We start from the raw sequence: 15034 nt of genomic DNA, 5'->3' as shown, positions 1-15034 counted from the left end.
CCCGGCTCGACTGGAGCGCGGCGCCGACGTTCGTCATCAACGGCCTGAAGCGCGAGGAACTGATCGCCGCGAACTCGATGATCCTGCACGAGGCGTACTTCGACAGCCTCGGCGGCAGCGGTGACGCCGGGGGCGCGTTCGCCGCTGCGCTGGAGCGGGACTTCGGGGCGGCGGCTCCGGCTGGGTGCTGCTGACCTTGTCGGAACGGGACGGCCGGCTGCGCAACGTCTGGGCGGCCGACCACGCCCACACGCTGGCCGACGGCCGCGTGGTGCTGGCGCTCGACATGTACGAGCACGCCTATCACCTCGACTTCGGCGCCAAGGCGGGCGCCTACGTCGATGCCTTCATGGCCAACATCGCCTGGGAGCGCGTCGCCGGCCGCCACCGGCGCGCTGCCGAGGGGCTCCGCCCGGCGTCGCGGCCCGCCGGCGCCGAAGTCCCGGAGATGAGCGTCGTCGAGGCGCGGCGGATGATCGAGAGCGGCGAGATCCTCGTGCTCGACGTCTGCTGGGACGAGGATTGGGCGAAGTCCCCCGACATACTGCCGACCGCCGTCCACCATGACGCCCGGCGCATCGCGGAGTGGGCCGACGGCGTGCCGAAGGACCGGGAGGTCCTGGCCTACTGCGCCTACGGATTCCAGGTGAGCCGGGACGCGGTCGCCGAACTGCGGCGCCGGGGCGTCTCCGCCCGCACGCTGGCCGGCGGCATCTCGGCGTGGCGCGCCATGGGGGCACCGACCGTGCCGAAGCCCTGATTCCCCCGCACAAGGAGTCCTGCCATGAAGTGGGTCACCCGCGAACGTCCGAAGATCGACCGCATCGCCTGCCCCTGGCTGATCGCCCGGTTCATCGACGAGCAGCCGGAGTTCCTCTACGTGCCCGGCGACCGCGTGCTGGACGTGGCTCGGGAAACCGGCGCCGTCCCCTACGACATCCCCGGCGTCGAACTCAGCCACGCCGGCGACCTGTGCAGCTTCGACGCCTTCCTCATCAAGTACCGCCTGGACGACCCGGCGCTCCAGCGGTTGGCCGTCATCGTTCGTGGCGCCGACACGTCGCGTCTTGACCTGACGCCGCAGTCGGCCGGGCTGTACGCCGTCTCGCTCGGCCTCTCCGCCGTGTTCAAGGACGACTACGAGATGCTGCGCCACGGCATGGTCATGTACGACGCGCTCTACGCCTGGTGCCGGGACTGCCAGGGCGAGACGCACAAGTGGCCGCCCGCCGGATGGGCGGCCGTCGCCTGAAGCACGGAGGGACGCCATGAAGCGACACATCGCAGCCCTGGTTCTCGGGATCGCGACCGTTGGCCTGCCGAACGCCGCGCCCGCGGCCGACCCGGCGTGGAAAGCCGTTGACGAGGCGATGGGACGAGCCGGGGCGGCACAACCGGGTGACGTCTACAAGTATTCGATCCCCCGCACGGACCTGAAGGTCACGGTGGATGGCGTCGCGATCAAACCGGCGCTGGCGCTCGGCTCCTGGGTCGCCTTCACGGGCGACGGCGGGCACGCCATGGCCATGGGCGATCTGGTGCTGACCGAGCAGGAGGTCGCGCCGGTGATGCGGAGCCTGGTGCAGAACGGCATCGAGATCACGGCCGTCCACAACCACATCCTGCGCGCATCCCCGGCCACGCTGTACATGCACATTGCCGGGGTGGGCGACCCGGTGAAGCTGGCGCAGGCCATCCACGGCGCCCTGGGCAAGAGCCAGACGCCCATGGAGGCGGCCCCGGCATCCGAACAGGCGCTCGACCTGGACGCGGCGGCGCTGGAGGCGGCGCTCGGGCAAAAGGGCAAGGCGGCCGGGGGCACCTACCAGTTCAGCATCCCGCGCGCCGAGGCGGTGAAGGACATGGGCGCGCCGGTGCCGCCCGCCATGGGCGCCGCCATCGCGATCAACTTCCAGCCGGCCGGAGCGGACAAGGCGGCGACAACGGGCGATTTCGTGCTCACGGCCGAGGAGGTCAACCCGGTGGTCCAGGCGCTGACGGCGAACGGCCTGGAGGTGACGGCGTTGCACACGCACATGCTGGCCGAGGAGCCGCGGCTATATTTCATGCATTTCTGGGGAGTGGACGAACCGCGGAAGCTCGCGACTGGCCTGCGCGCGGCGCTCGACCGCGTGAACATTGCCCGTACCCAGACCTCCGAGGCCCCGGCGAAGCCGTAGCAGGCGGACAGCGTGATTGCGGTCCGGGGGTGGACTGAGGAGACAAAGGCGATGGCGTCCCGCATCGACACACTGACCGTGGTCGCGGCCTCGGTCGCGCTTCTCATCGGCTGGCACCCGCCCCCGGCGGCGGCAACCACGGAGGCGTTGACGCTGGAGCGGAAGATCCCGCTGGGCGACGTCTCCGGCCGGATCGACCACTTTGCGATCGACCTCGCCCGGCAGCATCTCTTCGTCGCCGAGCTCGGCAACGGCACCGTGGGGGTGCTTGATCTTGCACGGAGCACGGTCGTCCACCGCTTCTCCGGCCTGAAGGAGCCTCAGGGGGTCGGCTACATATCGGGAGCGGATGCGATCTGCGTCGCAAGCGGCGGGGACGGAACGGTCCGCCGGTTCAGGGCGGCCGATTTCGCGGCCCTCGACCCGGTAACGCTCGGCGACGATGCCGACAACATCCGCTTCGACGCAGCCGCCAACCAAGTGGTCGTCGGATACGGCAGGGGCGCCCTGGCGATGTTGGACGCCGCGTCGGGGAGGAAGGTCGGCGATATCCGCCTCGCCGGACATCCGGAGTCGTTCCAACTGGAGCCGACCGGCTCCCGGGCGTTCGTGAACGTCCCCGAGGCGCGTCAGATCGCGGTGGTGGACCGCAACAGCCGGCGTCAGGTCGCGACGTGGACACTGAGCGGCGCCGAGGCCAACTTCCCGATGGCGCTCGACAGCGCCGCCGGACACTTGGCGCTCGTCTACCGGAAGCCCGCCACCCTGGCGATCTTCGACACCGGACGGGGTGATGTCGTCGCGCGCGTGCCGACGTGCGGCGACGCCGACGACGTGTTCTTCGACGGCAAGCGCCACCGTCTCTACATCCGTTGCGGCGAGGGGGCTCTCGACGTTTTTCAGGAGCAGGACGGCAGTTACCGGGAACTTGGAAGGATACCGACGCCCCCCGGCGCCCGGACCTCGCTATGGGTTCCCGAACTCGACCGGCTCTTTCTCGGCGTGAGGGCGAGCGGCCGGGAGCCCGCCGCGGTGTGGGTTTACCGGCCTGCCCCGTAGTCCTGCCCGAACGTCATCATTTCGCGCCCCGGCGCTCCACGGCAGCGATGGTGCCCGCAACCTTCTCCCCGTGAGCGGTGTCATCAGATCTCGATCTGGATTCCCAACTCGACCACCCGGCCAGGCGGGATGCAGAAGTACTCGGACGCGCTCGCTGACGCTTTGGACAGTACGATGAAGATCATCTCCTGCCAGTGTGGCAAGCCCGTTCGCTTGGTGGAGATCAGCGTCTCGCGGCTGACGAAGTAGGTGGTGTCCATCGGCTCGAAAGGCAGACCGGGCATCCGACGCGTCCGCAGCGCGGCGGGCACGTCCGGCTCGTCCATGAAGCCGAAATGCACGATCAGGCGGAAGAAGCCTGCCGAGTACGGCGTCAACTCGAAACGGTTCTCGGCCGGGACAGTGGGCACGTCCTCGATTTCCACCGTCATGAGCACGATGCGCTCATGGAGCACCTTGTTGTGTTTCAGGTTGTGCAGCAACGACGGCGGCAGGTCGCGCGGGCTGCTGGTCAGGAACACCGCGGTGCCCGGCACGCGCGGGATGGTGCTGCCCTTCAGGCGCTCCATCAGAGCGCTCATGGGGATGGCGCCTTCCGCCAGCTTGTCGCGCAGTTCGGCGCGGCCGCGGCGCCACGTGGTCATCAGCAAAAACACGCCGGCCGCCACCGCCAGCGGGAACCAGCCGCCCTCAAACACCTTCAGCAGGTTGGCGCCGAAGAAGGCCGTGTCGATGCCCAGGAACACGATCAGCGCTCCGCCGGCCTGCCACAGCGTCCATTTGCCCAGCCGCCGCGCCACTTTGTAGGCAAGCAGCGTGGTCGCCACCATGGTGCCGGTCACGGCGATCCCGTAGGCGGCGGCCAGGTTGCTCGACGTCTTGAAGCCCAGCACCAGCGCCACCACCCCCATCAGCAGCAGCCAGTTGACCGCCGGCAGGTAGATCTGGCCGATCTCGTGCGCCGAGGTGTGGCGGATCTCCATGCGCGGCAGGTAGCGCAGGTGGATGGCCTGCCGGGTCATCGAGAAGGCGCCGGAGATCACCGCCTGGCTGGCGATGATGGTGGCCGCCGCCGCCAGCACCACCATCGGGTACAGCGCCCAGTCCGGCGCCATGTGGAAAAACGGGTTCTCGATGGTCGCCGGGTCGGCGAGCAGCAGCGCACCCTGGCCGAAATAGTTGATCAGCAGCCCCGGCAGCACCATGCCGTACCAAGCGATGCGGATCGGCCGCCGGCCGAAGTGCCCCATGTCGGCGTACAGCGCTTCGCCGCCGGTGACCGCCAGCACCACCGCGCCCAGCAGCACGAAGCCGAGTGTCCCGTGCTCGGCCAGGGTGCGGAACGCGTAGGTGGGAAGCAGGGCTTCCAACACGCGCGGCTCGCGGACGATCTGCGCGGCACCGAGCAGCGCCAGCACGGCGAACCAAACGACCATGATCGGCCCGAACAACGCGCCCACGCGCGCTGTGCCGTAGCGCTGGACGACGAACAGCAGCGCCAGGATGACGAGCGTGATCGGGATGACGTAAGGCTCGAACAGGGGCGTTGCGACGTTCAGCCCCTCGATGGCGCTGAGCACCGAAATGGCCGGAGTGATCACGCTGTCACCGTAGAACAGGGCGGCGCCGATCAGACCGGTGACGAGAACGGCGGTGGTGCGGCGGTGACCCGGCCGCATGCCGCGCAGCGCCAGCGCGGTGAGCGCCAGTATGCCGCCCTCGCCCTGGTTGTCGGCGCGCATGACGAAGGTGACGTATTTGAGCGTCACCACCAGCATCAGCGCCCAGAAAATCAGCGAAAGCACGCCAAGCACGTTGTCGGGTGCGACCGGCAGGCCGCTCTGGGTGAAGCATTCGCGCAGGGTGTAGAGCGGGCTGGTGCCGATATCGCCATAGACCACGCCCAGTGCGCCGAGGGTCAGAGCGTGCCGGGTGGAGGCTTCGGTTGGACCGGAGATGCTGATGTCGCCCATCGCGTTGCCCGAGGGAAAGGGGGATTGCAATGCATTATTCGAGTACTGCGCGCCACACAAGAGAGAACATGGATGGCATTGCGCATCTGTGAAGAGGGCATCGTCCCTCATATATGTTCTATATATGCCGTGTGGCTGCCACGTATATGGAATTTATATTCCAATGCATTGAGGGCTGTGGAAATCCTATATCTGTGATTTATATTGTTGAGCGCGCAACGCCATATCGATTTTATACGGGCGCATGCCCTTCTCTTGAGACAGGCCGGCCGACCGCCGACCATCATGGAGAGGAGCGCATTGCATGCCCTGGAGATCGCAGTGGACCGCGCTCGGCGGCATCGAGGCCTCGCCGGCCGGCGACCGCGAGACCGCCGGAGAGTTGGAGGCGTATCCACAGGCTGGAGAGCTGATTTGCGAGATCGGAACGACCATCGCCGGCTTCTTGGCGCTCGCCGTGGCGGTGAACCTGATCCTCGACGCGCTTGGCCGCTGATGGCCGCCCCCGTCCCGTCGCAGGGCGCAAGCGCACCATGGATCGGATCAGCGGCGGCGGCTAAGCTGCCCGGTATGGACGACGCGCCGCCGAACCGCTTCCTACCCCCCGCGCCCGATGCGTCGGCGCGCGGGCCGGTGTTCGGCGCGCGGGCCTACCTGCTGAGCACCGCCTTCGTCGGCTTGGCGCTCGGCGTCGCGCAGGTGCTGCAGCCGCGGCTCGCGCTCGGCAACTTGGCGCTGGTCTTCCTGACCGCGGTACTTGCGAGTGCGGTGACAGGCGGCCTGTGGCCGTCGCTCTACGCCAGCCTGCTCAGTGTGCTGGCCTATAACTTCTTTCTCATCCCGCCGCTCTACACCCTCACCGTCGCCGACCCAGACAACCTTGTCACGCTGTTCTTCTTCGCCGTGGTGGCGGTGATCGCCAGCAACCTGATGGCGCGCCTGCGGACCCAGGCGATGGCGGCGCGCCAGCGGGCGAAGACGACCGAGGACCTCTACCTGTTCAGCCGCAAGCTGGCCGGTGTGGTCGGCATGGACGAGTTGCTGGGGGTCACCGCCCACCAGATCGCGGCAATGCTCCGCGTCCGCGTCGTCGTTCTGCTGCCGGAGGGCGGGACGCTGGCGGTGCGCGCCGGCCACCCGCCGGAGGACGCCCTCGGCGAAGCCGATCTGGAGGCGGCTCGGCGGGCGCTGGAGGACGGCCGTTCGGCCAGGGGCGGCACGGTGCATGGCTCCGCCTGGCTGTTCCTGCCGATGCGGACCGGCCGCGGTGCCGTCGGCGTGGTCGGAATCGATGCCGGCCGGTCTGGCACAGCGCTGGACACCGACCAGCGCCGTCTGCTCGACGCGCTGCTGGACCAGGCGGCGCTCGCCATCGAGCGGGTGATGCTGGCCGAGGACGTCGAGCGCGCCCGGCTGGCGGCGGAGGCCGAACGGCTGCGCACGGCGCTGCTCACCTCGATCTCGCACGACCTGCGTACGCCGCTCGCCTCCATCCTCGGCTCGGCCACCAGCCTGAACAGCTATGGCGCGATGCTCGACGAGGCAGCGCGGCGCGAGTTGACGGCGACAATCCAGGAGGAGGCGGAACGCCTCAACCGATTCATCGCCAACCTGCTGGACATGACGCGGCTGGAGTCGGGCGCGGTCCGGCCGCGCACCGGCCCGGTGGATCTGGCGGAAGTTGTCGGCACCGCGCTGGAGCGTGCCGGCCGCATCCTCGCCGGGCACCGGGTCGCGGTCGACGTCGCCGCGGACCTGCCGTTGCTGTCCCTTGACCCCGTGCTGTTCGAGCAGGTGTTGTTCAACCTGCTCGACAACGCCACCAAATACGCGCCGGCCGGCTCGCTGATCACCATCGCCGCGCGGCCGGACGGCGAACGGGTGCGCATGACGGTGCAGGACGAGGGCGACGGCATCCCGCCGCCGGACCTGGAGCGGGTCTTCGATCCGTTCTACCGTGTGCGGGCCCGCGATCAGCAGCGCGCCGGGACCGGCCTGGGGCTGGCGATCTGCCGCGGCTTCATCGAGGCCATGGGAGGGCACATTGCGGCCGGCAACCGCCCGGACCGCTCGGGGGCACACTTCACCCTCGATCTGCCCGCCGCGGCCGAACTGCCGAGTCTGGAAGAGGGGACGGCACCATGAAGTCGGAGACCACACCGGTGCGCGTGCTCGTCGTCGACGACGATCCGTCGATCCGCCGCTTCCTGCGCACCAGCCTGGCGGCACAGGGCTACGCCATCGCCGAGGCGGAGGGCGGCACCCAGGCGCTCGACGAGGTGCGTCGCCGCGCGCCCGACCTGATGGTGCTCGACCTTGGGCTTCCCACCATGGACGGGCAGGAGGTGATCCGCCGGCTGCGTGAGGACGGCGTGACGCTGCCGATCATCGTGCTGTCCAGCCGCATGGATGAGGCCGGCAAGGTCGAGGCGCTCGATCTTGGTGCCGACGACTACGTGACGAAACCCTTCGGCATGGACGAGCTGCTGGCGCGCATCCGCGCTGCGCTGCGCCACCGCCTCCAGCAGCAGGGCGAGCGCCCGGTGTTCCGAAGCGGTGACTTGGCGGTCGACTTGGTGCGGCGGATCGTGACGGTGCGCGGAGCGGAGGTGAAGCTGTCGCCGCGCGAGTATGACCTGCTGCGGCTTCTGGTGGCGCACGCCGGCAAGGTGCTGACGCACCGTTTCATTCTCAAGGACGTGTGGGGCGGCGAGACGGACATTCAGTATCTGCGCATCTACATCCGGCAGCTTCGCCAGAAGATCGAGCCGGACCCCGAGCGGCCGCGCCACATCCAGACGGAGACCGGGGTCGGCTACCGTCTGCGCGCGCCGGAGTGAGGCAAGCAGCTTCGTTGACCACGTCGTCGCACACCACGCCTGACATTCAAAAGAGGGTGCTTTTCTCCAACTCCGCGAACAGCCAGTTCTGAAAGTTGCGCACCTTCGGCAAGTCGGCGCGCGATTTGAGGAGGTTGAGCGTGTATCCCTGGACCTTCAGCCCCTCCAGCCCGAAGGGCGCGACGAGCCGGCCGGTTTCAAGCTCGCGCTGCACCAACAGCAGACTTTCCAGGCACACGCCAAGGCCGTCCACCGCAGCGCTGATCGCCATGAAGGAGCGGTCGAAGCGCGGGCCGCGCGTGATCTCCAACTTCGCCTTCCGGTGCTGGCGCAGCCAGTCGCGCCAGCCGACGAGGCAGACCTCGCTGTGGATCAGCGTGTGGTGGTGCAGGTCGTCGGCAGTGCGGATCGGGTGCGGTCCGTTCATCAGCGCCGGTGAACACAGCGGAACGATGGTCTCTGTCGGGAGCGGCAGCACCTGCGCGCCAGGGGGTTGCAGCCGGGAGCCATAGCGGATGGCCAGGTCCACCCCCTCCCTCGCCAGGTCCACCGGCGCCACCGTGGCGTTCAGGCGCACGTCGATGTCCGGGTTGAGCGCGCTGAACCGCGCCAGACGCGGCATCAGCCACTGGGTGGCGAAGCTGGGCGTGCTGTGGATGGTCAGGATGTCGCTCTTCTCCGTGCGGCCGATGTTCCGGGTCGCAGCGTCGATGCGGCCGAAGGCGGCGGTGATCTCCTCCGCGTAGCTCCGCCCGGCGTCGGTCAGGACCACCGCGCGGTGGATGCGGTGGAACAGATTCACCCCGACCTGCTCCTCCAGCAGCTTGATCTGATGGCTGATCGCGGAGGGGGTGACGAGCAGTTCCTCCGCTGCGAGCGCGAAGGAGGACAGCCGGGCGGCCGCCTCAAACGCCTGCACGGCCTTCAGGGAAACCCGATGCGGCATTGCACAATTCACATGAATTCAGTTCACGCATATGACGTTATTATTCGTTTGAGCAGTTTCGCGCAACAAAATACGCTTACCCAATCGTGACACGGACAGTCCGTGTGGCGAACCGGATCAAGAGGGACGGGTCCGCCGCGTCCCGGGAACAGCCCCAAGAAGCGCCATTGCGGCCGAGCCGCGCGGCGCCACGCTGCCGGATTAGGGAGAACCGCGTGAACACAACCGCCATAGGGCACAACGTCTCGCTCGCCGAGCGCGCCTACCGCATCCGCCGGAACGCGCTGCTCATGGGCGAGGTTCAGGGCCAGGGATACATCGGACAGGCGCTCGATATCGCCGACGTGCTGGCCGTTTCGTACTTCCACGCCATGACCTACCGCCCGGAGGACCCGGAGTGGGAAGGGCGCGACCGCTTCATGCTGTCGAACGGCCACTACGCCATCGCGCTCTACGCAGCGCTGATCGAGGCCGGCATCGTCCCGCAGGAGGAGTTGGAGACCTACGGCAGCGACGACAGCCGCCTGCCCATGTCGGGCATGGCCGCCTACACGCCGGGCATGGAGATGTCGGGCGGTTCGCTCGGCCTCGGGCTGGTGATCGCGGTGGGGCGCTGCCTGGGGCTGAAGCGCAAGGGCTCGCTGTCCTTCGTCTACACGCTGTTCTCCGACGGCGAACTGGACGAGGGCTCGGTCTGGGAAGCCATCCTGTCGGCGGGCCACCACAAGCTCGACAACCTGATCGGCATCATCGACGTCAACAACCAGCAGGCCGACGGCCCCTCCACCCAAGTGATGGCGTTCGAGCCGCTGGTCGACAAGCTGGAAGCCTTCGGCTGGTTCACGCAGCGCGTGGACGGCAACGACCTGGACGCGGTGGTCGCGGCCTTCGATGCCGCCCGCAGCCATCCGGAGCCGAAGCCTCGCATGATCGTCTGTGACACCAGGATGGGCAAGGGCGTGCCGTTCCTGGAGGCCCGCGAGAAAAACCACTTCATCCGCGTGGACGAGCACGAATGGCAGCTCGCCCTGCAGGCGCTGGACGCCGGGAGGACCGCATGAGCACCGCCAACGCCAACGCCGCCAAGACGCGCCTGAAGACCTCGGCGATGATCGCCTCGATCGCCGGCGAGGGACAGCGCACCAAGGCCGCCCCCTTCGGCCACGCCCTGGTCGAGCTGGCGAAGGGGCGGCCGGAGATCGTCGGCATGACCGCCGATCTGGCCAAGTACACCGACCTGCACATCTTCGCGAAGGCGTTTCCCGACCGCTTCTACCAGATGGGCATGGCCGAGCAACTGCTGATGGGCGCCGCGTCCGGCATGGCGCACGAAGGCATGATCCCCTTCGTCACCACCTACGCCGTGTTCGCCTCGCGGCGCGCCTACGACTTCATCCACCAGACCATCGCGGAGGAGCACCGCAACGTCAAGATCGCCTGCGCCCTGCCGGGCCTGACCTCCGGCTACGGCCCCAGCCATCAGGCGACCGAGGATCTGGCGCTGATCCGCGCCATTCCGAACATGACGGTGATCGACCCCTGCGACGCGCTGGACATCGAGCAGGCGGTGCCGGCCATGGCCGCCCACCAGGGGCCGGTTTACATGCGCCTGCTGCGCGGCAACGTCCCGCTGGTGCTGGACGAGTACGACTACACGTTCGAGCTGGACAAGGCCAAGCTGCTGCGCGACGGCGCCGATGTGCTGGTCATCTCCTCCGGCATCATGACGATGCGGGCGCTGGAGGTCGCGTCGCAGCTCGCCAACGACCGCGTTGGCGTGGCGGTGCTGCACACCCCGACCATCAAGCCGCTGGACACCGCGACCATCCTGCGCGAGGCGTCCCGCTCCGGCCGGCTGGTCGTGGTCGCGGAGAACCACACGGAGATCGGCGGTCTGGGCGAGGCGGTGGCCGCGGCGCTGCTGCGGGCTGGCGTCACGCCGCCCTTTCGCCAGATCGCGCTTCCCGACCAGTTCCTCGACGCGGGCGCGTTGCCGACGCTGCACGACCGCTACGGAATTTCGGCCGACGCCATGGCCACCACCATTAAGGGCTGGCTCGGCTGACCCGGACGCCGGCCGCCACCATATCACCTCGGAAGGAAACGTACCGTGCAGAACTCCCTGCTTCTCGCCGGCAAGGTCGCCGCCATCTCCGGAGCCGCCTCGCTGCGCGGCATCGGCATGGCCACCGCCAAGCTGTTCGCCGAGCATGGCGCCAAGATCGCCATCCTCGACCTCGATGAAAAGGCCGCCGCCGAGGCCGCCGCGTCCATCGGGCCGGAGCATCGCGGCTACGCTTGCAACGTCACCGACAAGGCCGGCTGCCAGGCCGCCGCCAAGCGCGTGGTCGCCGACTTCGGCAGGATCGACATCCTGATCAACAACGCCGGCATCACCCAGCCGGTGAAGACGCTGGACATCGACCCGGCCAGTTGGGACCGCATCCTCGACGTCAACCTGCGCGGCGTGCTGTATCTGTCGCAGGCGGTCATCCCCCACATGAAGGAAAACGGCGGCGGCGCCATCGCCTGCATGTCGTCGGTGTCCGCGCAGCGCGGCGGCGGCATCCTGGGCGGCCCGCACTATTCAGCGGCCAAGGCCGGCGTGCTCGGCCTCGCCAAGGCGATGGCCCGCGAGTTCGGCCCCGACGGCATCCGCGTCAACTGCGTGACGCCGGGCCTGATCCAGACCGACATCAACGCCGGCAAGATCAGCGACGACAAGCGCGTGGAGATCCTGGCGGGAATCCCGCTGAACCGCCTGGGCAACCCGGTGGACGTGGCCGGCGCCTTCCTGTTCCTGGCGTCCGACCTGTCGTCCTACATCACCGGCGCGGTGATCGACGTCAACGGAGGCATGCTGATCCACGGTTGAGGGTCGGAGGCCGCAGGACCGCCTTTCCAGCCCCCGCCCGGGCCAAGGGGCGGGGGTGGCGGAAAGTCAGAAATAGAGAAAGCCATTCCTGAGTGCCATGCAGGACGCGGAATGGCATGCAATGGGAGGAATCCATGTCCAATCGCTTGACCATCCACTCCGGAATCAGCCGGCGTGCGTTGTTGAAGGCCGGTGCGGCGGTGTCCGTCGCGATGCCGCTGGTCGGCATCATCTCCCGGCCGGCCTCGGCCGCCGAATTCTCCTACAAGCTCGCGACCGGCCAGGATCCCTCCCACCCCGTCAACATCCGCGCGCAGGAGGCGTTGAACCGCATCCGCGAGGCGACCGGCGGTCGTCTCGACATTGCGCTGTTCCCGGCCAACCAGCTCGGCTCCGACACCGACCTGCTGTCGCAGGTGCGCAGCGGCGGCGTCGAGTTCTTCAACCAAGCCTCCTCGGTGCTGGCGACGCTGGCGCCGGCCGCCGGCATCGTCAACACCGGTTTCGCCTTTCCGGACTACGACACCGTCTGGAAGGCGATGGACGGCGACCTCGGCGCCTTCATCCGAGCCCAGATCGCCAAAACCGGCATCGTCACCGTGTCCAAGCCCTGGGACAACGGCTTCCGCCAGGTGACCTCCTCCACCCGTGAGATCCGCAAGCCGGACGACCTGAAGGGCTTCAAGATCCGCGTGCCGCAGGCGCCGATGCTGACCTCGCTGTTCAAGGCGCTGGAGGCCGGCCCGGCCCCGATCAACTTCAACGAGCTGTACTCCGCGTTGCAGACCAAGGTGGTCGAAGGGCAGGAAAACCCGCTGCCGATCATCGCGACGGCCAAGCTCTACGAGGTGCAGAAGTACATCAGCCTGACCTCGCACGTCTGGGACGCCTACTGGATCCTGGGCAACCGCCGCGCCTGGGAGCGTCTGCCGGCCGACGTCCGTGCCATTGTGGAGAGGGAGTTCGAGCGCTCGGCCACGGACCAGCGCGCCGACATCGCCCGACTCAGCGCCTCGCTGCGCGACGATCTGACCGCCAAGGGCATCACCTTCCTGGAAGTGGACCGCGAGGCCTTCCGCGCCGCGCTGAGCAAGACCAGCTTCTACAGCGACTGGAAGGCCAAGTACGGCAACGAGGCCTGGGGGCTGCTCGAGAAATCAGTCGGCAAGCTGGCGTAAGTGTCATGGCATCGATCCACCACACCAACGCGGTGCTCGACGGCGGACACGCCGCTGCGCCGCGCCGCTGGGCGGCTGTCGCTGACGCCGCCCTCGGCCCCCTCCTGGAGATCCCCGCCGCCCTGCTGGTCGTCGCGGAGATCATCGTCCTGCTGACCGGCGTGGTCAGCCGCTATCTGCTGCACAGCCCCATCGTCTGGTCGGACGAGCTGGCCTCCATCCTGTTCCTGTGGCTGGCCATGCTGGGCTCGGTCGTCGCCTTTCGGCGCGGCGAGCACATGCGGATGACCGCGCTGGTCGGCATGGTGTCGCCGGGCATGCGCGCCTTCCTCGACGTGATCGCCATCGCCGCGCCGCTGGCCTTCCTGCTGCTGATCGTCGGCCCGGCCATGGAGTTCGCCGAGGAGGAGACCTTCATCACCACCCCGGCGCTGGACCTGTCCAACGCCTGGCGCGCGGCGGCCCTGCCGATCGGTTCGGCGCTGATGCTGCTCGTCGGCGTGCTGCGGCTGATCCGGGTGGCCGACTGGCGCCTGTCGGTCGGCGCGCTGGCGACCGTGGCCATCGTGGCCGGCGCCTTCCTGGGGCTGGAGCCGGTGTTCCGAGGCCTCGGCAACCTGAACCTGCTGATCTTCTTCGTCGGGCTGGTGGCTGTCTGCGTGCTGGCCGGCGTGCCCATCGCCTTCGCCTTCGGTCTGGCGACCTTCGCCTATCTGGCGCTGACCACTTCGACGCCGGTGCTGGTCATGGTCGGCCGCATGGACGAGGGCATGTCGCACCTGATCCTGCTGTCGGTGCCGCTGTTCGTCTTCCTGGGCCTCCTGATCGAGATGACCGGCATGGCGACCGCCATGGTCTCGTTCCTGGCGAGCCTGCTCGGCCATGTGCGGGGCGGCCTGTCCTACGTGCTGGTCGGGGCGATGTATCTGGTCTCCGGCATCTCCGGCTCGAAGGCGGCGGACATGGCGGCCGTGGCGCCGGTGCTGTTCCCCGAGATGAAGGAGCGCGGCGCCAAGCCGGGCGATCTCGTGGCCCTGCTGTCCGCCACCGGTGCGCAGACCGAGACGATCCCGCCCAGCCTCGTGCTGATCACGCTGGGCTCGGTCACGGGCGTGTCGATCTCCGCGCTGTTCACCGGCGGCATGCTGCCGGGCGTGGTGCTGGGCGTCACGCTCTGCTCCGTGGTCTGGTGGCGCTACCGGAACGAGGACCTGTCGGGCGTCGTCCGCGCCAGCGGCAAGGAGATCGCCCGCAAGTTCCTGATCGCCTTGCCGGCGCTGGCGCTGCCCTTCGTCATCCGCGCCGCCGTCGTGGAAGGGGTGGCGACCGCCACCGAGGTGTCGACCATCGGCATCGTCTATTCCGTCCTGGCCGGCCTGCTGATCTACCGCCGGTTCGACTGGGCGCGGGTGGCGCCGATGCTGATCGACACGGCGGCCCTGTCCGGTGCCATCCTGCTGATCATCGGCGCGGCGACCTGCATGGCCTGGGCGCTGACCCAGTCCGGCTTCTCCGGCCAGCTCGCCCAGGCGATGGCGGCGCTGCCGGGCGGCGCGGCGATGTTCATGGCGACGTCCATCATGGCCTTCATCGTGTTGGGCAGCGTGCTGGAGGGCATCCCCGCCATCGTGCTGTTCGGTCCGCTGCTGTTCCCCATCGCGCGCCAGATGGGCATCAACGACGTGCACTACGCGATGGTCGTCATCCTCTCCATGGGTGTGGGCCTGTTCGCGCCGCCCTTCGGCGTCGGCTACTACGCGGCCTGCGCGATCAGCCGCATCCACCCGGACGAGGGCATGGGCCCGATCATCGGCTACATGGTGGCGCTGATCACCGGCCTGATACTGGTCGCGGCGGTGCCGTGGATCTCCATCGGCTTCCTCTGAGCGTCCTCCCGACTCCCCCCGGCCGTGCCGCAAGACGGCACGGCCGGGGGGCCTTTCTCCCGCCATTCCATCACCGTCGTCCCCGTTCCGCGGGAGC

At 68.5% G+C, this 15034-nt stretch carries 15 protein-coding genes; 13 read left to right on the top strand and 2 right to left on the bottom strand.

The genetic code is table 11. From position 1 onward, the window contains the following. The 5 genes from ACSVDD_RS19775 to ACSVDD_RS19755 form a co-directional block, all read left to right on the top strand. The coding region (locus ACSVDD_RS19775) for a hypothetical protein (RefSeq protein WP_448191108.1) at positions 1–194 on the top strand (194 nt) is incomplete at its 5' end. Between the two features lie 2 nt (positions 195–196). After that, positions 197–760 (top strand): rhodanese-like domain-containing protein, encoded by a 564-nt coding sequence (locus tag ACSVDD_RS19770; protein WP_448191107.1) that lies wholly within the window; start codon positions 197–199, stop codon positions 758–760. A 24-nt stretch (positions 761–784) separates the two neighbouring features. Then, the gene (locus tag ACSVDD_RS19765) at positions 785–1252 is read left to right on the top strand and encodes a chromate resistance protein ChrB domain-containing protein (protein WP_448191106.1); all 468 of its coding nucleotides are present in this window, start codon (positions 785–787) and stop codon (positions 1250–1252) included. Positions 1253–1268: 16 nt separating this feature from the next. Beyond that, the gene (locus tag ACSVDD_RS19760; protein ID WP_448191105.1) at positions 1269–2180 is read left to right on the top strand and encodes a DUF1259 domain-containing protein; all 912 of its coding nucleotides are present in this window, start codon (positions 1269–1271) and stop codon (positions 2178–2180) included. Between the two features lie 51 nt (positions 2181–2231). Next, on the top strand, positions 2232–3239 hold the full coding sequence (locus ACSVDD_RS19755) for a YncE family protein (RefSeq protein ID WP_448191104.1): 1008 nt from the start codon (positions 2232–2234) through the stop codon (positions 3237–3239). A gap of 83 nt (positions 3240–3322) precedes the next feature. Here ACSVDD_RS19755 and ACSVDD_RS19750 read toward each other — a convergent pair whose 3' ends face one another. After that, positions 3323–5212 carry a potassium transporter Kup gene (locus tag ACSVDD_RS19750; RefSeq protein WP_448191103.1) on the bottom strand — a complete coding sequence of 630 codons (1890 nt, stop codon included), beginning with the start codon at positions 5210–5212 and terminating at the stop codon, positions 3323–3325. 304 nt (positions 5213–5516) lie between these two features. On the opposite strand from ACSVDD_RS19750, the gene ACSVDD_RS19745 reads away from it, so the two are divergent. From ACSVDD_RS19745 to ACSVDD_RS19735, 3 genes are all read left to right on the top strand, one after another. Then, positions 5517–5708: a hypothetical protein gene (locus ACSVDD_RS19745; protein WP_448191102.1), complete on the top strand. Its 192-nt coding sequence runs from the start codon at positions 5517–5519 to the stop codon at positions 5706–5708. Positions 5709–5782: 74 nt separating this feature from the next. Then, positions 5783–7357, top strand: coding sequence for a DUF4118 domain-containing protein (locus tag ACSVDD_RS19740; RefSeq protein ID WP_448191101.1), 1575 nt, complete (start codon positions 5783–5785; stop codon positions 7355–7357). Then, positions 7354–8052: a response regulator gene (locus ACSVDD_RS19735; protein ID WP_448191100.1), complete on the top strand. Its 699-nt coding sequence runs from the start codon at positions 7354–7356 to the stop codon at positions 8050–8052. Before ACSVDD_RS19740 ends, ACSVDD_RS19735 begins: the two co-directional genes overlap by 4 nt. A 46-nt stretch (positions 8053–8098) precedes the next feature. Here the strand turns inward: ACSVDD_RS19735 and gcvA are convergent, their stop codons facing one another. Beyond that, a complete protein-coding gene (gcvA, locus tag ACSVDD_RS19730) occupies positions 8099–8998 on the bottom strand; it encodes a transcriptional regulator GcvA (protein ID WP_448191099.1) in 900 nt (299 codons plus the stop codon). Positions 8999–9213: 215 nt separating this feature from the next. Between gcvA and ACSVDD_RS19725 the strand changes: the two genes are divergently transcribed. From ACSVDD_RS19725 to ACSVDD_RS19705, 5 genes are all read left to right on the top strand, one after another. Further along, entirely contained in the window at positions 9214–10059 is an 846-nt protein-coding gene (locus ACSVDD_RS19725; protein WP_448191098.1) for a transketolase, read from the top strand. Beyond that, complete coding sequence (locus ACSVDD_RS19720) at positions 10056–11063, top strand: transketolase family protein (protein WP_448191097.1); 1008 nt, start codon at positions 10056–10058, stop codon at positions 11061–11063. Before ACSVDD_RS19725 ends, ACSVDD_RS19720 begins: the two co-directional genes overlap by 4 nt. Positions 11064–11108: 45 nt before the next feature. Continuing rightward, positions 11109–11873: an SDR family NAD(P)-dependent oxidoreductase gene (locus tag ACSVDD_RS19715; RefSeq protein WP_448191096.1), complete on the top strand. Its 765-nt coding sequence runs from the start codon at positions 11109–11111 to the stop codon at positions 11871–11873. Positions 11874–12007: 134 nt separating this feature from the next. Then, positions 12008–13051 (top strand): TRAP transporter substrate-binding protein, encoded by a 1044-nt coding sequence (locus ACSVDD_RS19710; RefSeq protein WP_448191095.1) that lies wholly within the window; start codon positions 12008–12010, stop codon positions 13049–13051. A gap of 5 nt (positions 13052–13056) precedes the next feature. Further along, positions 13057–14937: a TRAP transporter large permease gene (locus tag ACSVDD_RS19705; protein ID WP_448191094.1), complete on the top strand. Its 1881-nt coding sequence runs from the start codon at positions 13057–13059 to the stop codon at positions 14935–14937. Positions 14938–15034: the final 97 nt, after the last annotated feature.

The sequence above is a fragment of the Azospirillum terrae genome, from assembly GCF_053470425.1.
The sequence above is the reverse complement of the archived record's forward strand: the minus strand, read 5'-3'. Positions and strand labels throughout refer to the sequence as shown.